This window comes from Allobosea sp. FG18 (assembly GCF_057809495.1).
In genome coordinates this window covers 161,788-187,406 of record NZ_JBMDKB010000006.1, presented here as the reverse complement: position 1 = coordinate 187,406, position 25,619 = coordinate 161,788, and the positions used below count along the sequence as shown (strand labels likewise).

Here is a 25,619-nt window from a genome sequence, read left to right as displayed (position 1 = left end):
GAGCCGCGCCGCTGGAGCGCGCCCGCGAGGATGGGGAAGACCGATGGATAGATCGTTTATCTGGCGAAAGGGCGACTGGGGCGGCTATTTCGGCCTGCTGGCCAACAACCTGACCAATCTGCTCACGATGATCGGCCTGCTGCTCTTCGTCGTCGGCTTCCCGAAGGAGATGGTCTATGGCCGGATCGCTCCGGCCTTCGGCCTCGCCGTCTTCGCCGCGAGCCTCTGGTACACCTATTTCGCCTACAAACTCGTCAAGGAAACCGGCCGCGCCGATGTGACCGCGCTGCCCTCCGGCCCAAGTGCGCCATCGATCTTCACGGTGACCTTCCTCGTCATCCTGCCGGTCTATCTCCAGACAAAGGATGCCGAGTTCGCGCTGCAGATCGCGCTGGTCTGGTGCTTCGTCGAGGCGATGATCCTCGTCGGCGGCTCCTTCCTGGGCGAGACCATCCGCAAGACGATCCCGCGCACGGTGCTCTTGTCCTGCCTCGCCGGTCTCGGCTTGCTGCTGCTGGCCATGAACCCGATGCTGCAATCCTTCGAGACGCCGACAGTCGCCTTCGTGGTGCTCGCCCTGATCTTCCTGAACTGGTTCGGCAAGAAGCCGATCTTCCCGAAGGTGCCGACCGGCTTCCTGCTGCTCGCTGCCGGCACGGTGCTGGCCTGGATCTTCGGCCTGCAGAGCCCGGCCGAGATCAAGAACTCGCTGAGCACTTTCGGCTTCAACCCGCCGACGCTGCACATCTCGAGCTTCATGCAGGGCCTGCCGCATGCGCTGCCCTATCTCGCCTCGGCCGTGCCGCTCGGCCTCGCCAACTACGTGTTCGACCTCGAGAACATCGAGAGCGCGCATGCCGCCGGCGATCCCTACCCGACGCGCCAGGTGATGATGGCCAACGGCCTGTCCTCGACGCTCGGCGCCATGTTCGGCAACCCGTTCCCGGTCACTGTCTATATCGGCCATGCCGGCTGGAAATCGATCGGCGCGGGTACCGGCTACACCTTCTTCACCGGCCTGACCATGTTCCTGGTCTCGCTGTTCGGGCTCGGCGCCTTCCTGCTGGCGCTGATCCCGATGGTCGCGGTGGTTCCGATCCTCGTCTATATCGGCATCGTCACAGCCAATCAGGTGGTGCGCGAGTCGCCTCGCGACGAAGTGCCGGTGATCTTCGTCACGATGTTCCCGTGGATCGCCAACTGGGCGCTGACGCTGGCCAACAACACGCTGGCAGCCGCCGGCACCGCCGCCAAGACCGTCGGCGTCGAAGCGCTCGCCAAGAAGGGCGTCTATTACCAGGGCCTCTCCAATCTCGGGAACGGCGCGCCGTTGAGCAGCATGACCTGGGGCTGCATCACGATCTTCGCGATCACCGACAAGCCGATGCGCGGTGCGGTTGCGGCACTGGTCGGCGGCTTCCTGACGCTGTTCGGCGTGATTCACGCGCCGACGGTCGGCTTCGCCCAGCCGCACGCGATGCCGCTGGTCTATGCATACTGCATGATTGCCGGCGTCTTCGTGCTCAAGCACTACCTCAACCTGCGCGAGGCGGACCGGACGATCTCCGCCGGCGAAATGAAGCCGGCCGCCCAGGCCAGCAAGGCATGAACCAGCGAGGCGAGCCTGCCCGCTGCGGATGGGCTCGCCTTGCTTTCGCTTCTTATGCCTTTCGCGGTGCCTGTCCGGGCGCCGCACCACCGATCGACAGGAAGACCCGATGAACGCCCCGTCCGCCAACCCGCCCCTGATTGCCGCCGCCGACAAGGGCGATATGGCTGCTGTCGAGCGCCTTCTCGCCGAGGGCGCCAAGGTGGACGCCAAGGACGAGACCGGCCGCACGGCGCTGATGGCGGCGACGCAGAGGAACAACCTGCCGCTGGCGCGGCGCCTGATCGCGGCCGGCAGCGACGTCAATGCCCGCGACATCACCATGCTCTCGCCCTATCTCTGCGCGGGTGCGAACGGCTTCAACGAAATCCTGAAGCTCGCCATCGCCTCGGGCGCCGATCGCAACAGCGTCAACCGCTTCGGCGGCACGCCGCTTTTGCCGTCGAGCGAGAAGGGTTTTCTGCGCACGGTGCGGGTCTGCCTGGCCGCCGGCATTCCGGTGAACCATGCAAACGATCTCGGCTGGTCGGCGCTGCTGGAGGCGGTGATCCTCGGTGACGGCGGCAGGCTCTATGGCGACGTGGTCGAGGCTCTGGTCGAGGCGGGTGCGGACCAGCACCTCAGGGATCGCGACGGCAAGTCCTCGCTGGAGCATGCGCAAGCGCTCGGTCAGGAGCGCGTCCTGAAGATCTTCCGCGGTGAAGGTGCTGCGGCCGGGCCGGGCGCAGCGTCGATCCGGCAGGCGAAGCAGGCCGAGAAGGCGGAGCGCTACGAGGAGGCGCTCGCCATCATCGAGGCCGCGCTGGCGCAGCATCCGGGCGACGCCGATCTCGGCTATTACAAAGGCTATTACCTCTACGAGCTCGGGCGCAACGAGGAGGCGATCTGCACCTTCGAGGCGGTGCTCGCTGCGACGCCCGACGCGATCGAGTTCCATTTCTACATCGCCTATGCCTGGCGGGCGATGAAGCAGCCGGAAGCGGCGCTCGCGGCCTTCGACGCGGGGATCGCGAAGAAGCCGGAGGCGCAGTTCCTGCGCTATCACAAGTCGAACTATCTGCGTGAACTTGGACGGCACGAGGCTGCCGTCGCCGCGATGGACGAGTTGCTCGTGCTCGATCCCGGCCGCTACGATTTCGCCTTCCACAAGGGCAACAGCCTGCGCTCGCTTGGCCGGCACGAAGAGGCGATCAGCGCGATCGAAGTCGCGATCGCGTCCGATCCCGGCAATCCGCTCTACCGCAACCATAAGGCGCAGTCGCTCAAGCTACTCGGCCGCGAGGCCGAGGCGCAGGTCGAGCTTGCTGCGATCGGTCAGCCTCCGGCTGCCCGCGCCAGCTAAGCCCGACAGAGGTCCTGCCCCGATGCGCGCGCATACCACGATGCAGGCAAGGTCCGGTGACGGCGCCTTCCTCGCCCGTGTGAACGGGGCAGCCTTCGCTGGCGTGGTCCACAGCGCCTTCCACCGGGCGGTCAACATCGCCTGCCTGTGTTGCGGCAAATTGCACACGCTGGTCACGGACGATCTGGATGACGGGCCGAACTCGCTGGTTGTCACCGCCGATGATTTTCTCGCCATGGGTATCTGCCAGGGCGACAGCGTCAGGGCCGGAGGTGGCAGCCTCGCCATTGCCGGCAAGGCGATGGTCACCGTTGACGGAGCGGCGGTCTGGCACACGCCCATCCCTGAAACGCATTGCGCGGCCGGCCTGTTGCGTCGTCGGCTGGCGGAAGCCGAGGCGGCGATCTGGCGCAACGGCACGCCCGGCGGCTTCATCGAGGGGATGGCCGATACCGAGGTCGCACGATTGACGACCCGGATGCTGCATGAAGGCGTGGACGGGCTCGCGCTCGCCCTGGGGTGGGGCGACACGGATGGGGCGCTGGCCCATGCTGGCCGGTTGCTCGGGCTCGGGCCGGGCCTCACGCCATCCGGTGACGATTTCCTCGTCGGGCTGCTCGCTTCCCGTGCGCTCTGCCGGCGGCCGGACGATCTCGGCAGCGATGCCTTCGCGCACGGCGTCGTGCGGCTCGCCAAGAGCGCGACCAACCCGATCGCCTATGCGGCCATCGCCAAGGCGGCGCGCGGCGAGGTCCGGGAGCGGGTCGCACGCCTCATCATCGCGCTCGGCAGCGCGGCCGCCGAGCCCTTCTCGCCGGCACTCACACAGGTTCTCGCGATCGGCTCCTCATCCGGGACCGAGATCGCTTTCGGCGTCATCCGCGGGCTGGCGTCGCTCATCGACAACGGAGAATGGGATCATGGCCATCAAGACCGCCATTAAGCGGAACACCTATTTCGACTCGGTCTCGCTGATGTCGGTGACCGGGCGGGCCAATGCGGTTGCCGGCGTCGACCAGGCGATGATCGGCATGGGCACCGCCATGAACAAAGAAGTGCTGCAGAATGTCGGCATGCTGACGCCGGAGGCGGCGGAGGCCCAGAGCGGCGATCTGATGATCGTGGTGCGCTCGGCATCGGACGAGATCGCCGAGAAGGCACTGGTCGAGATCGACGAATTGTTCAAGCAGAAGGGCGGCAACGAGAGCGGCCGCAAGATGAACTACGCGACGATCGAGTCAGCCGTCGCCCATGTGCCCGGCGCCAATCTCGCGATCATCGCGGTGGCCGGCGAGTTCGCCAGCCGCGAGGCGCGCCGCGCGCTGGAGAGCGGCCTGCATGTCATGATGTTCAGCGACAACGTCTCGATCGAGGACGAGGTCGCCCTCAAGACGCTCGCCCATGACAAGGGCCTGCTGATGATGGGGCCGGATTGCGGTACCGCCTATATCGGCGGCGTCGGGCTGTGCTTCGCCAATGCGGTGCGCGCCGGCAATATCGGCATCGTTGGCGCCTCCGGCACCGGCAGCCAGGAGGTCGCGGCCCGCATCCACGATTTCGGCGGCGGCATCACCCAGATCATCGGCACCGGCGGGCGCGACCTCAACGAGAAGGTCGGCGGCATCATGATGATCGACGGCATCAACGCGCTCGCCCGCGATCCGGCGACCGAGGTGATCGTGCTGGTCTCCAAGCCCCCGGCGAAGTCGGTGCAGGACAAGGTGTTGGCTGCGGCCGCGGCCTGCGGCAAGCCGGTCGTCGCCTGCCTGCTCGGCGGCTCGGAGGAGGCCGTCACCAAGGCCGGCCTGCAATTCGGCAAGACCACCAAGGAAGCCGCGCTCAAGGCCGTCATCCTCGGCGGCAAGAAGGAGGCGGAGATCAACAAGCGGGCGCTCAACCTGCCATTGATCGCCGAGACCCGCGCCAAGCTGAAGCCCGAGCAGCGCTATATCCGCGCGCTGCTTTGCGGCGGTACGCTCTGCGAGGAGATGATGCTGATCGCCAAGGAGAGTTACGACAACGTCTACAGCAACATCGCCAAGGACCCGGCGCGCAAGCTGAAGGACGTCTCCACCAGCATCGAGCACACCTTCATCGATTTCGGCGACGACGATTTCACCCGTGGCCGGCCGCACCCGATGATCGACCCCTCGCAGCGCCTCGCACGATTGGTGCAGGAGGCGCGCGACCCCTCGGTCGGTGTCATCGTGCTCGATTTCATCCTCGGCTACGGCGCCCATGAGGACCCGGCCGGCGTGATGATCCCCGCCCTCGTCGAGGCCAAGCAGATCGCGGCGGCCGAGGGCCGCCACCTCGAGATCCTCGGCTATGTCCTCGGCACGGATCTCGACAGCCAGTCGCTCGCCGAGCAGACGGCCAAGCTTTCGGAAGTGGGCGTCACCATCGCCAGCAGCTGCACCAATGCCGGCCTGCTGGCGCGCGGTTTCGTCTCCAAGGAGAACTGATCATGTCCAGCATCAACGACCTGTTCAGCAAGGTCAGCGTCATCAATATCGGCCTCGAAATGTTCAAGGACGATATCGAGAAGCAGGGCGGCAGCGCTGTCTATCTCGACTGGCGCCCGCCGGCGGGCGGCAAGCCCGAGCTGATCGACGCGCTCGAAGCGCTCGCACGCCCCGAGATCGCGGCGCGTATCGAGAAGGCGAACCAGGAAGCGGTCGAGCGCATCCTGAAGTCGCAGCCCGTACTGGTCGGCTTCGGTCCGGCGCTCGAAGTCGTGCCCGGCATGACCAAGACGACCATCCTGCATGCCGGCCCGCCGATCACCTGGGAGCGGATGTCCGGCCCGATGAAGGGCGCTGTCACCGGCGCGCTGGTCTTCGAGGGGCTCGCCAAGAACCTCGACGAGGCGGCTGCGCTCGCGGCCTCCGGCGAGATCACCTTCTCGCCCTGCCACGAGCATAACTGCGTGGGCTCGATGGCGGGCGTGACCTCGGCCTCGATGTTCATGCACGTCGTCAAGAACAAGACCTATGGCAACGTCGCCTACACCAATCTCAGCGAGCAGCTCTCCAAGATCCTGCGCATGGGCGCCAATGATGAGACCGTCATCGCCCGGCTGAACTGGATGCGCGACGTGCTCGGGCCGATCCTGCGCGAAGCCATGCAGATCGCTGGCGAGATCGACCTGCGCCTGCTGCTCTCGCAGGCGCTGCACATGGGCGACGAGTGCCATAACCGCAACGTGGCCGGCACGACGATCCTGATCCAGAAGCTCGCGCCCTTCATCCTGGAGACGTCGTTCACGACGGCCCAGAAGCGCGAGGTCTTCGATTTCGTCGCCAGCAGCGACTATTTCTCCGGGCCGACCTGGATGGCGATGTGCAAATGCGCGCTCGACGCCGCCCATGACGTGCCGCACTCGACCATCCTGACGACGATGTGCCGCAACGGCGTCGAGTTCGGCATCCGCATCAGCGGCGTGCCGGGGTTCACCTGGTTTACCGGCCCGGCGCAGAAGGTCATCGGCCCGATGTTCGCCGGCTACAAGCCGGAGGATTCCGGCCTCGATATCGGCGACAGCGCGATCACCGAGACCTATGGCATCGGCGGCTTCGCCATGGCGGCGGCGCCGGCCATCGTGCCGCTCGTCGGCGGCACGGTCGACGAAGCCATCGGCTTCTCGGTCCGCATGGCCGAGATCACCACGGCCGAGAACCCGAACGTCACGGTGCCCCTGCTCAACTTCAGGGGCGTGCCGACCGGCATCGACATGCGCAAGGTGCTGCAGACCGGCATCATGCCCGTCATCAACACCGCCATCGCCCATAAGGAAGCCGGCATCGGCATGATCGGCGCCGGCATCACCTATCCGCCGATGGAGGCTTTCGAGAAGGCTCTGCTCGCCTTCGCGCGCCAGGAGGGCGTCACCGACCAAAGCGTCGCGGCCTGAAGACTGCCGCGGGCCGCTCCGAGCGGCCCGCGTTCCGCACCAACGAACAATTTCAACATGCGTCGCGACCTGCCGGCCGGCGCGTGGGAGGAGGATTCATGACTTCGATCGATGCCGTTCCGGATCGCCTGATCATCGCCATCGGCGGCAACGCCATCCATCCCGAGGGCATCCGCGGCACGGCCGAGGAGCAGGAGAAGCTGGCTGCCGAGACGGGCGCCGCCCTGCTGCCATTGATGGAGCTCGGCTCGCAGCTCATCATCACCCATGGCAACGGCCCGGTCGTCGGCAAGATGCTGCTGCGCCATGCCATCGCCCGCCATCGCGTCGCGCCGATGCCGCTCGACATCTGCGTCGCCCATAGCCAGGGCGGCATCGCCTATCTCCTGACGCAGGCGCTGGAGAACGCGCTGCGCGCCAAGGGCAATCCGCGCGAGGTGACCTGCGTGCTGACCCAGGTCGAGGTCGACCCGAACGATCCGGCCTTCCAGAACCCGTCGAAGCCGATCGGCTATTTCTACACCGAGGAGGAGGCCAAGGCCCTCAGCGCCGAGATGGGCTGGCTGATGAAGGAGGATTCCGGCCGCGGCTACCGGCACGTCGTGCCCTCGCCGCTGCCGCAGCACATCGTCGATTTCGACCTCGTGCAAGCGCTGGCCGAGAAGGGCGCAGTCGTGATCGCGGGCGGCGGCGGTGGCGTGCCGGTGGTACGCCAGCCCAACGGCCAGAGCCGCGGCGTCGAGGCCGTGATCGACAAGGACCGCACCACCGCCAAGATGGCGAACCTGCTCGACATTCCCGACATGATCATCCTGACCGCCGTGCCGCGCGTCGCCGTGCATTTCGGCAAGCCGGAGCAGCGCTTCCTCGATCGCGTCAGCCTGTCCGAGATCAAGCGCCTGCATGAAGAGGGGCATTTCCCGCCCGGCAGCATGGGGCCGAAGATCGATGCGGCCGTCCAGTTCATCGAAGGCGGCGGCCGGCGCTGCATCATCGCGCGCATCGAGGATGCGGTCGCGGCGCTCCGCGGCGAGGCCGGCACGCAGATCGTTTCCGACGAAGCCTTCGCGGCGGCGGCCTGAAGCTTTTCCGGGCCTCTCGCGTCTTCAAAGAACGCGGTCATCCCGGGCGAAGCGAAGCGCAGACCCGGGATCCATGCCAGAACCTTTATCGGAAATGGTCCGGCATGGATCCCGGATCAAGTCCGGGATGACGGCGTGTTTCCGAGCGGGATGAATTGGCTTCTGTTAAATGCACTGAAAAGGGCCTCCGGGGTGACCGGCGGCCCTTTTCATGTGCGGAGGTAGGATCGGCCCGTCAGGCGATGGGCTGGGTCAGCTCGCCATGGCGGGCGACGATCCTGCCGCGCTTGACGACGGTGCGGTCGGCCGGGCGCTCGACGATGGCCTCGCAGATCGTTTCGCCAGGCAGGATCACGAAATCGGCGACGCAGCCGACATTGAGACCGTAATCGGTAATACCCATGGTCTTGGCACCCTGATAGGTGCAGACGTCGAGCGCCAGCTCCATCTCCTCGTCGCGGCGGAAATTGTTGCGCAGGCCGACCAGCGTCGCCCGCTCCAGCATGTCGCCCATGCCATAGGGGTTCCAGCTGTCACGCACACCGTCCGAGCCGCCGGCGATGACGACGCCGGCCTTGAGGCAGGCCATGACGGACGGTGCAGGCGAGGAAGCCGGCGCGGTCGTGACCAGCGCGATGCGCTCTTTTGCCAGGTCCTCCATCAGGCGCCGGACATGGTCGGCATCGGGCATGCCCAGGCAGAAGGCGTGGCTGATCGCGACCTTGCCCTGCATGCCGAGCGCGCGGGTGCGCTCGATGATCAGCTCCATCGAGAAGGCACCGACCTCGCCGCGTTCATGCAGATGGATGTCGAGCGGGCGGCCGTATGTCTCGGCGAGGCCGAAGATCGCGTCGAGATGGCCCTTGGGATCGCGATCGAGCGTGCAGGGATCGAGGCCGCCGACGACATCGGCTCCCATCGCCATCGCCTGGTCGAGCAGTTCGAGCGTGCCGGGCCGGATCAGCATGCCGGATTGCGCGAAGGCGACGATCTCGACATCGATCACGTCCTTGAGGCGCTCGCGCATGGCCATGACGCCCTCGATGCCGGCGAGGCCGACTTCCGTGTCGACATCGACATGGCTGCGAATATGGGTGGTGCCGAGCTTGACCATCTGGGCGACGAGCCGGCCGGATTGGCGATTGGCATCGATGCCGAACTCACGGCGGTTGCGGCGCTCGGTCTCGATCTTGTCGATCAGGGCGGGGCCGGCGGTGTGCTTGTGCCAGCCCATGCCCCAGAAGCTCTTGTCGAGATGGGTGTGGGCCTCGACGAGGCCGGGGATCATCAGGCGGCCGCCGGCATCGAAACTCGCGTCGCCTCCGGTCGCACCGGCACCGATCGCCGCGATGCGCCCGTCACGGATCAGCACGTCGGTCGCTGTGCCGCCGGCCGGGCGGACATTCCGGATCAAGAGGGTATCGGACACGAGGCATCTCCTTCTTCCAGACCGGCGCATGCCGGCTTCTCAACGTCGATGATGGCTTTGGCCGGCCGGATCATAGGACCAGCTTGCCGCAGCCGTCGGCATAAAAGGCGCCCCGCCGGTGTCGCGCGGGGGGCGAGGTATCCACGAGAGTGGGGCGTACCGAGCTTGGCTCCCGTGGAGGCGTTCAGGACTTACACCCGCTTGCGCAGGCGCGGATCGAGGGCATCGCGCAGGCCGTCGCCGAGCATGTTGATGGCGAGCACGGTGATCGAGAGGAACAGCGCGGGGAAGAAGATGATGTAGGGCTTGATCTGCCAGAGCGCCCGCCCCTCGGCCATGATGTTGCCCCAGGACGGCGTGCTTGGCGGCACGCCGGCCCCGATGAAGGAGAGGGCAGCTTCCGCCAGGATCGCCACCGCGCAGATATAGGTCGCCTGGACCGCGATCGGCGCGAAGGTGTTGGGCAGGATGTGGCGGAAGACGATCCAGGGCACGCTGGCGCCGCAGGAGCGGGCGGCCTCGACATAGGGCTCCTCGCGCAGGAAGAGCACGACGCCGCGGATCAGGCGCACGACGCGGGGCGTCTCGGCGATGGTGACGGCGAGGATGACGTTCCAGATCGAGGCGCGGTTGAGCGCGATCAGCGCGATGGCAAGCAGGATCGAGGGGATCGCCATCAGCCCGTCCATCACCCGCATGACGAAGGCGTCGAAGCGGGGCAGGAAGCCGGCGAAGACGCCGATCAGCACGCCGAGAATGGTCGCGCCGATCGCCACCGAGAAGCCGACGATGAGCGAGACGCGGGTGCCGTAGAGCACGCGGGAATAGAGATCGCGGCCGAGCATGTCGGTGCCGAACCAGAACGTGGCCGAGGGCACCTTGGCGCGGTCGAAGGCCGAGATCGCCGTCGGGTCACGCGTGCCGAGCCAGGGGGCGAGCAGCGCGACCAGGATGAGGAGCACGAGCACGGCGGCGCCGCAGGCGATGCTCGGATTGCGGGCAAGCTGCCCGAGCCGGCTCTGCCGGCCGCCACGCGGCGCGGCGTCGGAGGTGATGGCGGTCAATAGCGGATCCTCGGATCGAAGACGGTGTAGAGCATGTCGACCAGCAGGTTCACGAGCACGTACATGAAGCTGAACAGCAGGATGACGCCCTGGATGACGGGGTAGTCGCGGCGCAGGATGGCATCGACGGTGAGGCGTCCGAGGCCTGGAATGGCGAAGACCGTCTCGGTGACGATTGCGCCGCCGATCAGCAGGGCGACGCCGCTGCCTATGGTGGTGATGATCGGCACCGAGCAGTTCTTCAGCGCGTGCTTGAACAGGATCTTGCGCTCCTCGGCGCCCTTGGCGCGGGCGGTGCGGACATAGTCGTGGGCCAGCACCTCCAGCATGGTGGCGCGGGTGATGCGGGCGAGCAGGCCGATATAGACGCTGCCGAGCGCGACCGCCGGCAGGATCAGGCTGCGCACCGCCGGCCAGAGGCCGTTCGACATCGGCACATAGCCCTGTACCGGCAGCCAGCGCAGCTGCAGGCCGAAGACGAAGGCGAGTAGGTAACCGACGACGAAGGAGGGAACCGAGAAGCTCAGCACGGCGAAGACCATGACCGCACGGTCGCTCGTCGTGTTGTGCTTCCAGGCGGCGATCACGCCGATCGGCAGCGCCAGCGTCACCGAGACGACGAGCGTCATCAGCATCAGCAGATAGGTTGGCTCCAGGCGCTGGACGATCATCGCTGCGACCGGCTGGTTGGTGAAGAGCGAGAGGCCGAGATCGCCATGGAGCAGGCTCCAGACCCAGTTCCCGAAGCGGATCGGGAACGGGTCGTCGAGCTTGAGCGCGATGCGGATGCGGGCGATATCGGCCGCCGTCGCCTGGTCCCCGGCCATGATCGCGGCGGGATCACCCGGCGCGAGATAGAGCAGGCCGAAGACGAACAGGGCGACGAAGGCCATGACCGGCAGCGCTGCAAGCAGCCGGCGCGCGATATGGGAGAGCATGGGGCTTGTCTCAGCCCTTGGCGGTCATCGTGAAGAAGAGCGGCCGCTGGAGCTGGATATCCGTCACGTTGCTCCTGTAGCCGCTGACGGTCGCGAAGCCGCCGAGCGGGATATAGGGCACATCGATCAGCGCCTGCTTCTGGATCTCCTCGCAGAGCTTCTTCTGTGTGGCGACGTCGGGCGCATCGAGCCATTGCTGGCGCAGTTCTTCCAGGCGGGGCGCCGTCGGCCAGCCGACCCAGGCATCGTTGCCGTTGCCGCGCAGGCCGACATGCCCGACCGGGTTGAAGTTGCTCATGCCTGAGAGAGCGGTGAGGAAAACGTTCCAGCCGCCCTTGTCCGCGGGCTCCTTGCTGAGGCGGCGCTGCATCAGCGTGCCCCAGTCCATCGCCTGGATGTCAACGTTGAGGCCGACCTTCTTCAGCGTGTCGGCGGCGAGCAAGGTGCAGGGATGCGTCCAGGGATAGTCGACGGGATCGAGCACCACGACGCGCTCGCCGTTGTAGCCGGCAGCCTTGATCTCCTCGGCCGCCTTCTTGACGTCGCGCGGGCTGGTGAAGGCCTCCAGGCCGACCGTCGTCGTCATCGGCGAATCCGGGCTGAAGAAGCCGACGCCGGACTGCCAGAACGCCGCGTTCTCCTCGCCGAAGGTGCCGGACATGATCGCACGCTGGTCGAAGGCCTTGAGCAGCGCGCGCCGGATCGCCGGGTTGTTGAAGGGCGGTTGCAGGTGGTTGAAGCGCATCACCGCGAAATTCGGCGTCGAGCGCGGCATCAGTTTGATGCTGGGATCGGCCTTGAGCACGGGCAGGAAATCGGCGCCGACCATTTCGATCATGTCGATCTCGCCGGCCTGGAGGGCGGCGGCGGCGGTTGAGGCGTCAGGGATGATGTTCCAGACGATCCGCTCGAAATGGGCGATCTTGGGGCCGGCTGTATAGCTCGGGGCGAAGCTGTCGCTGCGCGGCTTGTAGCCGGCGAATTTCTCGAAGACGGCTTTCGAGCCGGAGACCCATTGTTCCTTCGCGAAGCGATAGGGGCCGGAGCCGATGCTCTCGCGGATCTGCTCGGTCGGAGAGGTCATGGCGATGCGCTCCGGCATGATCGCCGGCATGTTCGAGCCGCTGGTGGCGAGCGTCATCGGTAGCAGCGGGAAGGGCTTCTTGAGCTTGAACTGGAGCGTGCGGTCGTCGAGTGCGGTCATCGTGTCGACCACGCCGAGGAGCGCCGCGCCCATGAAGTCGCGCTTGCCCCAGCGGTTGATGCTGGCGACGCAATCCTTGGCGAGGACCGGCTTGCCGTCATGGAACTGCAGGCCGTCGCGCAGCTTGATCGTCCATTGCAGCTTATCGTCCGAGACGGTGTGGCCCTCGGCCATCTGCGGGTGGACATTGTAGTCCTTGTCGAAGCCGTAGAGCGTGTCGAACACCAGATGGCCGTAGACTTGGACGATGGTCGAGGTGCTCCAGACCGGATCGAGGATGTTGAGGTCCGCCTCGGGAATGTAGCGGAGTTCCTTCTTGCCGGCGGCATGGGCCGGCGCAGTAAAGAACGGAGCCAGCTGCGTAAAGACAGCCGACTGCGCGGCGAATTTTAGGAAATCGCGCCTATTCATGTTTCGTCCCTGGTGTTGCCGGGGAGGTTGGTTTGACTTCGATTGGGATCGAGAAGCTGCACGCCAGCAGGTTCGACTGCCGACGTCATAGGCATCGTCGAAAGGCGTCGAAGTATTGTGCCCCGGAGTTGTTATATTGTTTGGCGGTATGATGGGGCCGCGGTGCGGATTTTCAAATTAAATCGTCCAATTATTATCATGCAGGAATCGAATGAAGCCGTGCGCGGTAACCGCCGTTGTCATTCCGGGTTCACGCCTTCGGCGCGCCCCGGAATGACAAGGGTGTGGCTTGAACCGGCTGTAGCCAAATATCGATAGCGCCTAGAACGTCGGTGGCGTGCAGGCGCTGACGATCTCGCAGGGAACCGGGCCGACGCAGCGGAAACGGTGCGGGCGGTTGCTCTCGAAATAATAGGCGTCGCCGGGGCCGAGGATGCGTCGCTCCTCGCCGACGGTGAGTTCCATACGGCCACTGATGACGACGCCGCCTTCCTCGCCCTCATGGGTCAGCATCACGCGGCCGGTATCGGCGCCGGGCTCGTAGCGCTCCTTGATGATCTGGAGCGCGCGGCCGAACAGGTTCTCGCCGACCTGGCGGAAGGAGATGCCGCCCTTGCCGATCTCGACCAGTTCCTGCGCCTGATAGAACACCTGCCGTGGCTTTTCCGGCTCGAAGGCGAAGAACTCGGACAGACTGATCGGAATGCCGTCGAGAATGCGCTTGAGCACGCCGACCGAGGGATTCACCTCGTTCGCCTCGATCAGCGAGATCGAGGAATTGGTCACGCCGGCCTGCTTGGCGAGCGCCCTTTGCGACAGGCCGCGCTGCATCCGGACATATCTGAGCCGGGCTCCGACATCGATATTCATCGCGGCCTGTTCCTGCTGTTCTCGATCTTGAACGATTTTCAGATCAGACCAATTTTTTCAACGGATTATGGCGATGCTGAAACAGACTTGTTGCGTTGATAAAAACATGAGCACTGACGAGCCACACAGGGAGGCCGTCATGACCGTCAACACCAAGCCGTCCGCGCTGCAGAATGCCCGTTCGCTCGACGCCTTCTGGATGCCTTTCACCGCGAACCGCCAGTTCAAGCAGGCACCGCGCCTGCTCGCCAGCGCCAGCGGCATGCATTACGCCACCGAGGACGGCCGCAAGGTGATGGATGGCACGGCCGGGCTTTGGTGCTGCAATGCCGGGCATGGTCGGCGGCAGATCAGCGAGGCCGTCTCGCACCAGATCGCCGAGCTCGATTTCGCACCGGCCTTCCAGATGGGCCACCCCATCGTGTTCGATTTCGCAGAGCGGCTTGCCGCCATCGCGCCGGGGGAGGGCGCGAACAAGCTCGACCGCGTCTTCTTCACCGGCTCGGGTTCGGAATCGGTCGATACAGCGCTCAAGATCGCGGTGGCCTATCAGCGCGCCATCGGCCAGGGCACGCGGACCCGCCTGATCGGGCGGGAGCGTGGCTATCACGGTGTCGGCTTCGGCGGCATCTCGGTCGGCGGCCTCGTCAACAATCGCCGCGTCTTCCCGCAGCTGCCGGGCACCGACCATCTGCGCCACACCCATGATCCCGCCCGCAACGCCTTCACCCGCGGCCTGCCGGAGCATGGCGCCGAGCTTGCCGACGATCTCGAGCGGCTGGTCGCGCTGCATGGCGCGGAGACGATCGCGGCCGTGATCGTCGAGCCGATGGCAGGCTCCACCGGCGTGCTGCTGCCGCCGAAGGGCTATCTGCAGCGCCTGCGCGAGATCGCGACCAAGCACGGCATCCTCTTGATCTTCGACGAGGTCATCACCGGCTTCGGCCGTCTCGGCACGCCTTTCGCCGCCGATTATTTCGGGGTGATGCCGGACCTGATGACCACCGCCAAGGGCCTGACCAACGGCGCGGTGCCAATGGGCGCGGTCTTCGCCAGCCGCAAGGTGCATGACGGCCTGATGACCGGGCCGGAGGGGATGATCGAGCTGTTCCACGGCTATACCTATTCCGGCCATCCGGTCGCCTGCGCAGCGGGTATCGCCACGCTCGACATCTATGCGGCCGAAGGGCTGCTGACGCGGGCGGCGACGCTGGCGCCGGCTTGGGAAAGCGCGATGCATTCGCTGCGCGATGCCCCGCATGTGATCGACATCCGCAATCTCGGCCTCGTCGCCGGCATCGAGCTCGCATCGCGCGACGGCGCTGCTGGTGCCCGTGCCTATGAGGTCTTTGTCGACTGCTTCGAGAAGGGCCTGCTGATCCGCGTCACCGGGGATATCATCGCGCTGTCGCCGCCACTGATCGTCGAGGAGGGTCAGATCGGCGAGATGGTCGAGACGCTGCGTGGCGCGCTGAAGCGGGTGGCCTGACGGCGCTCCGCTCTGTGCTACAGGTCTCGTGTCCTGACCTCCGCGAGACCGCCGATGACGACCTCTCCCTGCCCGCCGATCAGCGATGCTGACTGGCCCGAATCGATCGCCGAGATGAAGACCGGCTTTGCCGGCGCGCTCAATGTCTACCGGACGATGGCGCATCACCCGGCCTTGCTGAAGGCCTGGGCGCCGCTTCGCCAGCATGTCGTCAAGGACAGCGCGCTCGGGCCGGTGCGCTCGGAGGTGGTGATCCTGCGCGCGGCCCATCGCATGGGCTCGCCCTATGAATGGGCGCATCATGTCAGCCGGGCGCGGGTGCTTGGGATGAGCGACGCCCGTATCGCCGCCCTGCGTGGCGAGCCGGAAGGTGAGGACGGGCTGATCGTGCGGGCGGTCGATGCGCTCTTCGACGACAAGCGGCTGTCGCTTGCGCAGGAAGCCGAACTCGCCACCGTGATCGGGCGCGAGGCGGTGTTCGACCTGATCGCCACGGTCGGCTTCTACTCGGTGCTCGGCTACATGCTGATGACCTATGAGACGCCGATCGACGCTGGCGTTGCGACCGAGATGGCCGAGAAGCCGCTGGGCACCGTTTAGCCTTCGATTTGGCGAAGTCGCCGGGCATCGTGTAACCCCGCCGGATCGGGCCGATGGCGAGTGCCCGGCCGCAACACGGGAAAGACATGTCCGACGACGATTACATCTATGACGAGGCGACCGGGGAATGGCGCCCGGCCTCGGAAGTGAAGCAGGCCGCCGCAGCTGCCGCGGCGCCAGTCGTGCGCGATGCCGCTGGCAATGTGCTTGCCGACGGCGATTCCGTGGTCCTGGTCAAGGACCTCAAGGTGAAGGGCGCGAACCAGACCCTGAAGCAGGGCACGGTCATTCGTTCGATCCGCCTGACCGAGAATGTCGAGGAGATCGACTGCCGCCACGACACGATCAAGGGCCTCGTGTTGCGGACGGAGTTCGTCCGCAAGCGTTGAGGTTTCGGGCCGTGCCTACCAGAGGCGCGGCCCCTCCATCGTCGAGACATGGGCGGAGACCACCTTCCAGCCCAGATCCGGAAAGCGCACCCAGCTCTGGCTCTGCCGGCCGATCACGTCGCGCCCGCGCACCTTGAACTCCAGGTTCACCGTGGCGATGTCGCGTCCCAGCGTCAGGATCTCCAGCCGAATCCGCTTCTCTTTGATCCCCGGCCCGGGCGGGCGGGCGACGCGGTGGCCGTGGATTTCCTTGAAGCCGTAGCCGTTCTCGTGCAGCGCGTAGCGGATCGTGTGCGGGCTGTTCCAGAAGGCGGCGTCGAGCACGTCGACATTCTTGTCGATCAGCGCCTGCTCGTAAGCCTCGAACAGGGCGCTGATCTCGGCCACCACGTCGGGAATGTTCGGGGTCAGGTCGGTCATGATGCGGCCTCCATGGCCTGTGCGACGGCGATGAGGCTGGCATCCGTGCTGCGCCCGCCGATGATGGACAAGCCGACGGGCGCGCCGTCGACGTAAGCGCCGGGCAGGTTGACCTGCGGATGGCCGGTGAGCCCGCCCTGTGCGCAAAGGCAGGTGATGCGGTCCCGTATCGGTCGAAGCAACGGCACCGGCAAACCGCGTAATGGAGCCGGGAAAGGCGTCGTCGGCAGGCACAGGATCGTGCCTGCCGGCAGCAGGTGGCGCAGTCTGGCGCGGGCCTCCTCGCGCATCAGGGCGGCCCAGTTCTGCTCGGCGACGGGCACCTGTGAGCCGGCGATCAGGCCGGCCGCGACGGTGAAGGCCATGCGCGGATTGTCGCGCTCGATCCAGGGGCGGAAGGTCTGCCAGGCCTCGACCGGCTGGAGGCTGCGCTGCGCTCGCGCCCAGACCGACAGGCCCTGCGGCGCCATGATCTCGTCGCGCGGGGTGGTACCCAGCGCGCCGGCGAGCCGCTCGACCATCGGCTGAAGGGCCTCTGCGACCTCCGGGTCGGCGAAGCCGAAGGCGTCGACGGCGACGAGCAGCTTGGTCGGCAACGGGCCGGGCGCCTCGCCGAGCAGCGCCGCGCCGACACGGGCGAAGGTCGCTGCGTCGCGGGTAAACCAGCCGGCCGTGTCCGAACTCGGCGCCTGCGGCATCAGTCCGGTCAGGTCGATCCGGCCATGGGTCGGCCGGATGCTGTAGAGGCCGCAGAAGCTGCCGGGCACGCGCATCGAGCCGCCGGTATCGGTGCCCAAGGCGGTGTCGCAGAGCCCGGCGGCGACGGCTGCGGCCGAGCCGGAGGAAGAGCCGCCCGGCACGCGATCAGGGGCCGCCGTGTTCAGCGGCGTGCCGTCGAAGGCGTTCTCGCCGAGGATGCCGAGCGAGACCTCGTCGGTGATGGTCTTGCCGACGAGCTCGGCGCCGGCATCGAGCAAGGTCTGCACCGCCCAGGCATGGCGGTCCGGAATCGGATTGGCTTTGGCCCAGTCATGGTTGCCACCACCGGTCGGCGCGCCCGCGACGTCGAACAGGTCCTTGACGGCGAAGGTCAGGCCCGAGAGCGGCCCGCCGGATCGGCCGGGGATGCGGATGCGCGGGCCGGGCACGAAGGCGTTGATGCGACCCTCCATCACGGCCGCGGCGATCGTGTTTCGCCTGGGGCGGTCGGGCGGGTCGGCATCGGCACGGCTTTTCGTCCTTCGTGGTGTTCGGCCTATCGTTCGGTTGGCAGCCTATCAGGTTCGTCGCCGCTGCAAACGGCCGCTTGCCAGCTTGTCCTGCGGCCGATCATCGGGAACCTTTTGCGGCCTCGGTCATCCGATGCGGGCAGGAGGACAGATCATGCCATCCATTCCGACCCTCGTCCGCGATGCGGCTTCCGCCTCGGCTGATGATCTCGACCTCGCCCGCCGCGCGAGCGCGGGCGATCCGCAGGCCTTCCGCACGATCATGACGACGCATAACCAGGCGCTCTATCGCATCGCGCGGGCTGTGATCCGCAACGACAGCGAGGCCGAGGATGTGGTGCAGGAGGCCTATGTCAGGGCCTTCAGCCATCTCGGCAGCTTTCGCGGCGAGGCGACGCTGTCGACCTGGCTGTCGCGTATCACGCTGAACGAGGCGCTGGGCCGCCTGCGCCGGAAGAAGCGGGCGGCCCAGGCGTTGCGCGCGGAGGACCCGGGCATCCCGGCGCAGATCATCCCGTTTCCCGGCAGCACCAGCGACGACGACCCGGAGCGAACAATGGCGCAGCGGCAGATCCTGCAACTGGTCGAGCGCGCGACCGACAATCTCCCGGATGTCTATCGCGGCGCGTTCATGGCGCGGGTGATCGAGGGACGCAGCGTCGAGGAAACGGCCGTGCTGCTCGGCATCCGGCCGGAGACGGTCAAGACCCGGCTGCACCGGGCGAGGCTGCTGCTGCACAAGGAGCTGGAGCAGCAGATCGGCCCGGTCCTGCTCGATGCCTTCCCCTTTGCCGGCCGGCGCTGCGAGCGCCTGACCGCTGCCGTGATGCAAAGACTTGGGTTTTCCGGCTGAGATTCCGGGAACGTTTCGGCCGCTCCGGCATCCAATAAGCGTCGATGAAACAAAGCGTTCCGATCCGCTCCCGCGGCCGGAAGAAGGAGGAGTCATGTCCGTTCGCAAGTATAGTCTCGCCCTTGTCCTGGCATTGCTGGGAGTGGCGACCGCAGCGCAGGCTGCCGACAAGCCGACCGACCCGCAGATCGCCCATATCGCCTATACGGCGGGCGCGATCGACGTCGCGGCGGCGAAGCAGGCCATCGCGAAATCACGGAACAAGGTGGTCGTGTCCTTCGCCAAGGACATGCTGCGCGACCACGAGGCCGTCAACAAGCAGGCGCTCGCCCTCGTCGGCAAGCTCAACGTCAAGCCGGAGGACAATGCGACGAGTCGGGCCCTCTCCGATGCCGCCGGCAAGACCAAGGCAGCGCTCGCCAAGCTGCGCGGCGCGGCTTTCGACAAGGCCTATGTCGCCAATGAAGTCGCCTTCCACCAGCAGGTGAACGGGGCATTACAGGCCCTGCTGATCCCGTCGGCGAGCAATTCCGAGCTCAAGGGGCTGCTCGAGACGGGGCTGAAGATCTTCCAGGGCCATCAGCAGCATGCGGTGCATGTCGCCGCCGAGCTGCGGTGAGGGCGGCGCCATGCGCGCGGAACATGCCCTCGCGACGGCCGCAGCGGCGATGCTGGCAGCGACTTCCGTCCCGGTGCGGGCGGAGACCATTCAGGTGATGGTCGACAAGCTGGTCTTCACCCCGGCGGAGGTCAGCGCGAAGGTCGGCGACACCATCGAATGGATCAACCGGGACATCCTCGCCCATACCGCCACAGTGAAGGGCGGTATGGAGGTGATGATCCCCGTCAAGAAGACCGTCCGGGTGACGCTCCAGAAGGCGGAGGCGATCGACTATTACTGCCGCTTCCATCCCAACATGAAGGGTCGCATCACCGTCTCGGCCCCGTGACGGTGATGCGGGTTCAGGGTGCGCTTCGGGCGATGGGAGGCTGGAGCGCGCTCTGTTCCCGTGCGATCAGGAAATCGGCCTGGGCCTCGGTCTCGACCGCGGCCGCATCATGCTCGCGGCGGATCAGCGCGATGGCTTCGGCGGCGCCCGCGCCGTTCTCGACCAGCAACAGCGCGGCGACGGTGCCGGTGCGCCCGAGGCCGGCCCGGCAATGGATCGCCCAGCTCTCGCCTTCGCGGAGGCGGCGCGAGAGATCGAGTTCGCGCCAGCCGGCGATGAAGCCCGTATCCGGCACGCCGTAGTCGGGGATGGGGAGATGGGTCCATTTCAGTCCTGCCGCCCGGACGGCGGCGGCGAAGCCGTCGAGGCCGCGGGGCAGTTCCTTGGTTTCCACAAGGCTGAGCAGGCCTGTCGCGCCCAAGCCTGCGAGCCGCGTCAGATCTTCCGTCAGCGCCGCCTGCGAGGCTGCATCATCGAGCGTCTCCTTGCGCCGGCCGGGGCAGGGGCCGAGCAGCAGCGCGCCGGCGAAGCCGGACAGGTCGAGACGGGACACGGAAGGCGCAGGGCTGTGCAAACAATCCTCCAGAGGGCGGAAGGGCGGAGCATTCTACCTGTCGCGTCGTTTTCACGCGAAACGGTATTCGCGTCGCACGGGCAGGTCAGAGGGCTCGCTGATTGACATGATGATATAGCTGTGTACAGCTATATCATCATGCTGTCCACCCAAGACCCAGCCAGCACCGTCGGCACGGCGCCAGGCGGCCAGGCCTTTGCGGCCGGCGCGCTCAAGCCGCCGAGCCCGCCGCCTCCGGGTGCGCCTTTGCGCGAGCGCCTGGAAGGGCTGGTCTGGCCGCTCGTCGTCCTGCTCGGGCTCGTCGGTGTGGGTGTGCTGGGCGCGCGGAACGTCTCGGCCAATCTCGCGGCGGCCGGGATGGAGATCGATTTCTCCTTCCTCTGGCAGCAGGCCGGCTTCGATGTCAGCGAGAGCCTGATCGCCTATTCCCCGCGCGATACCTATGCCTATGTGCTGCTCGTCGGCATCCTGAACACGCTCCTTGCCGCGGCGGTGACGCTGGTGCTGGCGAGCGTGATCGGCCTCGTCGTCGGAATCGCCATGACCAGCGCGAACTGGCTCGTGCGCAATCTCGCGCGGCTCTATGTCGAGTTGCTACGCAACCTGCCGAAGCTCCTGATCGTGATCGCGCTCTATGTCGCGCTGGTCCGCGGCCTGCCACATATCAAGGCGGCCTGGACCGGCCCGTTCGGCGCCATGCTGAGCAATCGCGGGCTCGCCCTGCCGTCGCCGGTGATCGGGCATGGCGGGTTCGCCTTGGCGCTGGCGGCTTGCCTCTGGCTCATCGGCTGGGTGTTCTGGGCGCGAGCCGTGAAACGCCACCAGGACGTGACCGGCCAGCGTCGGCCGGTTGCGCTGCCGGTGCTGACGGCGGGGCTCGCGCTTTATGCCGGGCTCTCCCTGTCGGGGCTGGTGGAGATCGGCTGGTCGCTGCCGAAGCTGACCGGCTTCAATGTCAGCGGCGGCATCGGGCTCTCCCTGCAATTCGCCGCGCTCGTTCTGGCGCTCTCGGTCTATCATGGCGGGCAGATCGGCGCGATCGTCGAGGGCGGCATCCTGGCGACCTCGCGCGGCCAGCACGAGGCGGCGCTGGCGCTGGGCCTCAGCCGCCTGCGGACGATGCGCCTGATCGTGCTGCCGCAGGCGCTGCGTGTCATCACACCGCCGCTCGGCAACCAGTATTCCAACCTGCTGAAGAACACCTCGATCGCGCTGGCGATCGGGTATTCCGATCTGCTCAGTGTGGTCAGTACCTCGGTGAACCAGACCTTTCGGCCGATCGAATTGATGACGCTGGTCGCGCTGTTCTTCCTGATCGCGAACCTCGTGATCTCGGCCGGGGTCAACTGGTGCAACCATGTCTTCCGCATCAGGGGGCGCTGAGATGACCACGCTCGCCGAGACAACCCCCGTTGCCGGTCCGCCGCAGAGCCGCCGCCTCGTTGCGGCCGGTCGCTGGCTGCGGTCGAACCTGTTTTCGAGTTGGTGGAACACGTTGCTCACGGGCCTGGTCCTGTACGGGGTCGTGGCTTTCGTCGCGAAGGCGCTGAGCTGGGGCGTGGTCGATGCCGTGCCCTTCTCCGGCAGCCGGGCCGAATGCGCGGCGGCGAGCGGCGCCTGCTGGGCCTTCCTGCGCGAGAAGGTCCATCTCGTCCTGACCGGGACCTATCCCGAGCCCGAGCGCTGGCGCGCCTATCTCGCCAGCGCCATGATGATCGCGGCCATCCTTGCCTTCGCGAAGGCGCCGATCGGCGTCGCTGGCCGGGCCGTGCTCGTGGTGGTCTCCGGCGCTTGCGCCTATCTGCTGCTGCGCGGCGGCGTCGCCGGTCTTCCGGTGGTGGAATCGCATCGTTGGAATGGCCTGCCGCTGATCCTGTTCCTCTCGGCCTTCAGCATGGCCGCGGCCTTTCCGCTGGGTGTCGTGCTGGCGCTGGCGCGCTGGTCGGGCCAGCGCGGGCTGGCCCTGTTCGCCGTGGGCTATATCGAGGCCGTCCGGGCGGTCCCGATGGTCGCGGTGCTGTTCGCCGGCATCTTCATCCTGCCGCTGCTCCTGTCGCGTGGTGCGGCGATCGAGCCGGTCGCGGCGATCCTGATCGTGCTCACCCTGTTCTATGCGGCGTATTTCGCCGAGGACGTGCGGGGTGGCTTGCAGGCCTTGCCGAAGGGCCAGACCGAAGCGGCGGCGAGCCTCGGCCTCTCGTCGGCGCAGCGCATCCGGCTGATCGTGCTGCCGCAGGCGCTGCGTACCGCTATCCCCGGCATCACCAATTCGATCATCGGCAGCTTCAAGGATACCTCGCTCGTCGCGATCGTCGGCATGCATGACCTGCTCTCGACGGCGCGCATGGCCTATGCCGACCCGCAATGGCAGGCCTATTCGCTGGAGGCGAACCTGGCGATCGGCCTGTTTTACTTCATTAGCTGCTGGCTGATTTCCGAGCGCGCCCGGCGGTTGGGCCATGGCGCCGTCAAGGCGCACTGACCGCGGCCATCGACAAAAGAATTGGCCAGCCTTGCGAGCGATGCTCTAAGCACAAGGCAGGCAGGAAGAGAGACGATGACGGTCGATATCGCCGGTTCGGATACGCGCCAGCTGCGCCAGCTGGTTCGTTCGCGCAATGACGTGATCTTCGAGATCGTGCGCGATCGCATCTGCCTGCGCGAGTACGACGAAGGCCATGTCATCCACGAGACGGCGCTGGCGACCGAATTCCGTGTCAGCCGCACGCCGATCCGGCAGGTGCTGCAGCGGCTGGTTTACGAGCAACTCGCCGAGACCCGCAACGGCGTCGGCACGATCGTCTCCTATGTCGGCCCGCAATCGGCGGACATGCTGCGCTTCCGCATCGGTCTGACGCGCCTGATCGCCGACCTGATTCCGCTCCAGTTACCCTCGACGCTCGGCTCCGACTATGCGCGGTTGCAGGCTCTGGCCGGTTTGCTGAAGCCGGATTCCTCGCTGAAGGAAGCCTGGGATGTCTGGCGGACGCATCACGAGGTCCGCAACGCCCTGATCGGCGACGAGGCGCTTCGGCAGATGGACGATACCATCTTCTTCCGCACTGCGCGCAGCTGGATCGACTGGCTGAAGCGCGAGCCCGCGGCGATGCATGCGTTGCTGGTCGAGGAGATCGCGGCAGTGGTCGGGCAATCCGCTGGCATGTCGGCTCCGGAGCTGTTCCGGCTGCATGCGGCGCATCTCGAGCGGATGCTGGCGCGCTATGGGGCGCAGGATAGCAGGTAAGCGACCTGCTCCTCGCTCTCGATGGCTCCGGGACGTGCGCTCCGCACCGCGGTGATGGCGTCCTCCGCGGTTGAGGCGGTCGCGATCAGCAGCCGTGCCGCCATCATGCCGGAGCGGCCATAGCCGGCAAGGCAGCAGAAGGCGATGCGGTGCCCATGCCGTAGCTCACCGGCGAGGCGTTCGATCAGAGCCGGCCAGTCGAGCCGCTGGTCGGGCGCCGAGAAATCCGCGATCGGCGCGCGGAGCAGGGCGATCGATCGCGCTTCGGCGGCGTGGCGCAGGTCCTCGATCTCGTCGGGATCGCATTCGCCGTCATCGAGCAGGACCACCAGAAAGGCCGTCTGCCGGGCAGCGAGCGCGTCCAGCACCTCCTCCTGCAAGGCGCCGTCGACGAAGCGTTCGCCGCGCCGGGCGATGACGAGACCGGGCAGCGGCAGCATGCCGATCGCGCCGACCTGGCCCGGCGGTTCGATCCAGGCAATCCCCTCAGCCATGCGTCCCTCCGCCCGGCAATCCCGCCATCGGGAGATGCGGTGCTCATCGCGATCATGAAGCGGATTGGCGAGGGGGGTGTCCACTGTCGAAAGGCAGGCTGACCGGTTGGGCCGGTTCGCTCTGACACAGCCGTCATTGCGAGGAGCGAAGCGACGAAGCAATCCAGGGGGGCTGGGTCGAACGCTTCAGCCCAGTCCTCCTGGATTGCTTCGCTGCGCTCGCAATGACGGGGAGCGACAGGGTCCTTCAAAGCCAAAAAAGCCCTTCCGGATCGCTCCGGAAGGGCTTGTTCAGGCATCCCGGTCGTGGGCTTTACCGAACCGGATAGGAGAAGATCAGGCCGCCGTCGCGGGCGAGGCGGTTCGGCGACTGGGCGCGGTCCATCGCCAGCGGCGAGGCCTTGCCGATATGCTTCTCGAAGACCTCGCCGTAATTGCCGACCTGCTTGATGATCTGGAAGGCCCAGTCCGGGCGCAGGCCGAGCTTCTTGGCCATGTCGGCGGTCGGGCCGTTCGGCGCGATCAGGCGCTGGGCATCGACGGGCATGTCCTTGAGCGCGGCGAGCTTGGCTTCGATGTTCTTGGACGTCAGGCCGAACTCCTCGGCGGCGACCATGATCTGCACGCCCCAGAACAGCGTCTTCTCCAGCTCGGTATCGGGACGGGAGACGAGCGCCAGCGGCTCGGTCGCCGAGCGCTGGGGAACCAGCACGTAGTCGTCCGGCTTCGGCGCCAGCAGGCGGTCGGCGGCCAAGGCCGAGACCGAGCTCGCGACGGCGTCGCATTTGCCGGAGAAGAAGGCCTGGAGCCGGGCGGTCTTGTCGGCGATGTTCTCGACCTTGTAGGGCAGCTTCGCTTCCCCGAACCAGTCGGCGAGATAGAGCAGGGTGGTCGAGCCCTCCTCGGCGCAGACGGTCGCGCCCGAGAGGTCGGCGAGCTTGGTCATGCCGAGGCTCTTGGGCACCATGAAGCCCTGGCCGTCATAGAAGGTGGTGGTGACGAAGGAGACGCCGGGATCGGCGTCGCGCGTGCCGGTCGCGGTGATGCCGCGCGAGGCGATATGGGCGCTGCCGCTGATGATCGCCTTCAGGCTGTCGGAGAAGCCGATGCCGCGCAATTCCGCCTTGGCAGCGTCGCCGAAGATCGCGACGGCAGCCATGCGGCAGAACTCGACATTGAAGCCCTGGAAGCGGCCAGCGCTGTCGGGAACCGAGAAGCCGGGCGAATTCGGGTTCACCAGACAGATGATCTTGCCGTCTTCCTTGACCTTGTCGAGCACCGGCCCGGCCTGTGCCGCCGGCGCGATCATGGTCAGGGTTGCCGCGGCCAGGGCCGCACGAACGATGCTGAATGCCATCCCGATCTCCTCCCGTTCTCGATCGCTATCGAGCTATGGAGCTGTATACAGCAACGCAGACATACGTCAAACGATTGGGGGTTGCGGCTCCCGCGTCCTTCTCCGAGAATCGCCAAGATTCCACGGATCGGCCAATCTATTCCGCGGCGTCATAACAA

General features: G+C 66.6%; 25 protein-coding genes. 15 read left to right on the top strand and 10 right to left on the bottom strand.

What is annotated here, in order from left to right; all coding sequences use genetic code 11:
- Nucleotides 1-43 precede the first annotated feature (43 nt).
- From ACODTJ_RS09260 to arcC, 6 genes are all read left to right on the top strand, one after another.
- Nucleotides 44-1,609 (top strand): SulP family inorganic anion transporter, encoded by a 1,566-nt coding sequence (locus tag ACODTJ_RS09260; protein WP_488848249.1) that lies wholly within the window; start codon nt 44-46, stop codon nt 1,607-1,609.
- Nucleotides 1,610-1,718: 109 nt separating this feature from the next.
- A complete protein-coding gene (locus ACODTJ_RS09255; RefSeq protein ID WP_488848246.1) occupies nt 1,719-2,951 on the top strand; it encodes an ankyrin repeat domain-containing protein in 1,233 nt (410 codons plus the stop codon).
- Between the two features lie 22 nt (nt 2,952-2,973).
- Nucleotides 2,974-3,894 (top strand): oxamate carbamoyltransferase subunit AllH family protein, encoded by a 921-nt coding sequence (locus tag ACODTJ_RS09250; protein WP_454655365.1) that lies wholly within the window; start codon nt 2,974-2,976, stop codon nt 3,892-3,894.
- Nucleotides 3,872-5,416, top strand: coding sequence for an acyl-CoA synthetase FdrA (gene fdrA / locus ACODTJ_RS09245; RefSeq protein WP_454655366.1), 1,545 nt, complete (start codon nt 3,872-3,874; stop codon nt 5,414-5,416). The genes ACODTJ_RS09250 and fdrA overlap by 23 nt, the downstream gene beginning before the upstream one ends.
- Nucleotides 5,417-5,418: 2 nt before the next feature.
- Entirely contained in the window at nt 5,419-6,864 is a 1,446-nt protein-coding gene (locus ACODTJ_RS09240) for a YlbE family protein (RefSeq protein WP_454655367.1), read from the top strand.
- A 98-nt stretch (nt 6,865-6,962) separates the two neighbouring features.
- A complete protein-coding gene (arcC, locus tag ACODTJ_RS09235; protein ID WP_454655369.1) occupies nt 6,963-7,946 on the top strand; it encodes a carbamate kinase in 984 nt (327 codons plus the stop codon).
- A 235-nt stretch (nt 7,947-8,181) separates the two neighbouring features.
- Here arcC and ACODTJ_RS09230 read toward each other — a convergent pair whose 3' ends face one another.
- The 5 genes from ACODTJ_RS09230 to ACODTJ_RS09210 all read right to left on the bottom strand — a co-directional run bounded on the left by ACODTJ_RS09230 (nt 8,182) and on the right by ACODTJ_RS09210 (nt 13,862).
- On the bottom strand, nt 8,182-9,375 hold the full coding sequence (locus tag ACODTJ_RS09230) for an amidohydrolase family protein (protein ID WP_454655370.1): 1,194 nt from the start codon (nt 9,373-9,375) through the stop codon (nt 8,182-8,184).
- Between the two features lie 191 nt (nt 9,376-9,566).
- Complete coding sequence (locus ACODTJ_RS09225; protein WP_454655371.1) at nt 9,567-10,439, bottom strand: ABC transporter permease; 873 nt, start codon at nt 10,437-10,439, stop codon at nt 9,567-9,569.
- Complete coding sequence (locus ACODTJ_RS09220) at nt 10,436-11,377, bottom strand: ABC transporter permease (protein WP_454655373.1); 942 nt, start codon at nt 11,375-11,377, stop codon at nt 10,436-10,438. Before ACODTJ_RS09220 ends, ACODTJ_RS09225 begins: the two co-directional genes overlap by 4 nt.
- 10 nt (nt 11,378-11,387) lie before the next feature.
- Nucleotides 11,388-12,992 carry an ABC transporter substrate-binding protein gene (locus ACODTJ_RS09215; protein ID WP_454655374.1) on the bottom strand — a complete coding sequence of 535 codons (1,605 nt, stop codon included), beginning with the start codon at nt 12,990-12,992 and terminating at the stop codon, nt 11,388-11,390.
- Between the two features lie 321 nt (nt 12,993-13,313).
- Nucleotides 13,314-13,862: a cupin domain-containing protein gene (locus tag ACODTJ_RS09210; RefSeq protein ID WP_454655375.1), complete on the bottom strand. Its 549-nt coding sequence runs from the start codon at nt 13,860-13,862 to the stop codon at nt 13,314-13,316.
- A gap of 139 nt (nt 13,863-14,001) precedes the next feature.
- Here ACODTJ_RS09210 and aptA point away from each other — a divergent pair, with 139 nt between their 5' ends.
- The 3 genes from aptA to ACODTJ_RS09195 all read left to right on the top strand — a co-directional run bounded on the left by aptA (nt 14,002) and on the right by ACODTJ_RS09195 (nt 16,340).
- Nucleotides 14,002-15,351 (top strand): omega-aminotransferase AptA, encoded by a 1,350-nt coding sequence (gene aptA, locus ACODTJ_RS09205; RefSeq protein ID WP_454655377.1) that lies wholly within the window; start codon nt 14,002-14,004, stop codon nt 15,349-15,351.
- Nucleotides 15,352-15,405: 54 nt separating this feature from the next.
- Nucleotides 15,406-15,951 carry a carboxymuconolactone decarboxylase family protein gene (locus tag ACODTJ_RS09200; RefSeq protein WP_454655379.1) on the top strand — a complete coding sequence of 182 codons (546 nt, stop codon included), beginning with the start codon at nt 15,406-15,408 and terminating at the stop codon, nt 15,949-15,951.
- A gap of 86 nt (nt 15,952-16,037) precedes the next feature.
- Nucleotides 16,038-16,340 carry an alkylphosphonate utilization protein gene (locus ACODTJ_RS09195; protein WP_061970508.1) on the top strand — a complete coding sequence of 101 codons (303 nt, stop codon included), beginning with the start codon at nt 16,038-16,040 and terminating at the stop codon, nt 16,338-16,340.
- Nucleotides 16,341-16,355: 15 nt separating this feature from the next.
- Here the strand turns inward: ACODTJ_RS09195 and ACODTJ_RS09190 are convergent, their stop codons facing one another.
- Nucleotides 16,356-16,760 (bottom strand): AtzH-like domain-containing protein, encoded by a 405-nt coding sequence (locus ACODTJ_RS09190; protein ID WP_454655380.1) that lies wholly within the window; start codon nt 16,758-16,760, stop codon nt 16,356-16,358.
- Nucleotides 16,757-17,932 (bottom strand): amidase, encoded by a 1,176-nt coding sequence (locus ACODTJ_RS09185; RefSeq protein ID WP_488848276.1) that lies wholly within the window; start codon nt 17,930-17,932, stop codon nt 16,757-16,759. The genes ACODTJ_RS09190 and ACODTJ_RS09185 overlap by 4 nt, the downstream gene beginning before the upstream one ends.
- 211 nt (nt 17,933-18,143) lie before the next feature.
- On the opposite strand from ACODTJ_RS09185, the gene ACODTJ_RS09180 reads away from it, so the two are divergent.
- From ACODTJ_RS09180 to ACODTJ_RS09170, 3 genes are all read left to right on the top strand, one after another.
- Entirely contained in the window at nt 18,144-18,842 is a 699-nt protein-coding gene (locus ACODTJ_RS09180; RefSeq protein WP_454655382.1) for an RNA polymerase sigma factor, read from the top strand.
- 94 nt (nt 18,843-18,936) lie between these two features.
- The gene (locus ACODTJ_RS09175; protein ID WP_454655384.1) at nt 18,937-19,461 is read left to right on the top strand and encodes a DUF4142 domain-containing protein; all 525 of its coding nucleotides are present in this window, start codon (nt 18,937-18,939) and stop codon (nt 19,459-19,461) included.
- Nucleotides 19,462-19,471: 10 nt separating this feature from the next.
- Nucleotides 19,472-19,792: a cupredoxin domain-containing protein gene (locus ACODTJ_RS09170; RefSeq protein ID WP_454655386.1), complete on the top strand. Its 321-nt coding sequence runs from the start codon at nt 19,472-19,474 to the stop codon at nt 19,790-19,792.
- A gap of 13 nt (nt 19,793-19,805) precedes the next feature.
- Here ACODTJ_RS09170 and ACODTJ_RS09165 read toward each other — a convergent pair whose 3' ends face one another.
- Nucleotides 19,806-20,345 (bottom strand): phosphatase domain-containing protein, encoded by a 540-nt coding sequence (locus tag ACODTJ_RS09165; RefSeq protein ID WP_454655387.1) that lies wholly within the window; start codon nt 20,343-20,345, stop codon nt 19,806-19,808.
- 141 nt (nt 20,346-20,486) lie between these two features.
- Here ACODTJ_RS09165 and ACODTJ_RS09160 point away from each other — a divergent pair, with 141 nt between their 5' ends.
- The 3 genes from ACODTJ_RS09160 to ACODTJ_RS09150 all read left to right on the top strand — a co-directional run bounded on the left by ACODTJ_RS09160 (nt 20,487) and on the right by ACODTJ_RS09150 (nt 23,610).
- On the top strand, nt 20,487-21,749 hold the full coding sequence (locus tag ACODTJ_RS09160; RefSeq protein WP_454655389.1) for an amino acid ABC transporter permease: 1,263 nt from the start codon (nt 20,487-20,489) through the stop codon (nt 21,747-21,749).
- 1 nt (nt 21,750) lies between these two features.
- Complete coding sequence (locus ACODTJ_RS09155; RefSeq protein WP_454655390.1) at nt 21,751-22,848, top strand: amino acid ABC transporter permease; 1,098 nt, start codon at nt 21,751-21,753, stop codon at nt 22,846-22,848.
- A gap of 75 nt (nt 22,849-22,923) precedes the next feature.
- Nucleotides 22,924-23,610 (top strand): GntR family transcriptional regulator, encoded by a 687-nt coding sequence (locus tag ACODTJ_RS09150; RefSeq protein WP_454655391.1) that lies wholly within the window; start codon nt 22,924-22,926, stop codon nt 23,608-23,610.
- Here ACODTJ_RS09150 and ACODTJ_RS09145 read toward each other — a convergent pair.
- A complete protein-coding gene (locus ACODTJ_RS09145; RefSeq protein ID WP_454655392.1) occupies nt 23,586-24,104 on the bottom strand; it encodes a protein-tyrosine phosphatase family protein in 519 nt (172 codons plus the stop codon). The genes ACODTJ_RS09150 and ACODTJ_RS09145 overlap by 25 nt on opposite strands.
- 313 nt (nt 24,105-24,417) lie before the next feature.
- Nucleotides 24,418-25,461: a transporter substrate-binding domain-containing protein gene (locus tag ACODTJ_RS09140; protein ID WP_454655393.1), complete on the bottom strand. Its 1,044-nt coding sequence runs from the start codon at nt 25,459-25,461 to the stop codon at nt 24,418-24,420.
- Nucleotides 25,462-25,619 lie beyond the last annotated feature (158 nt).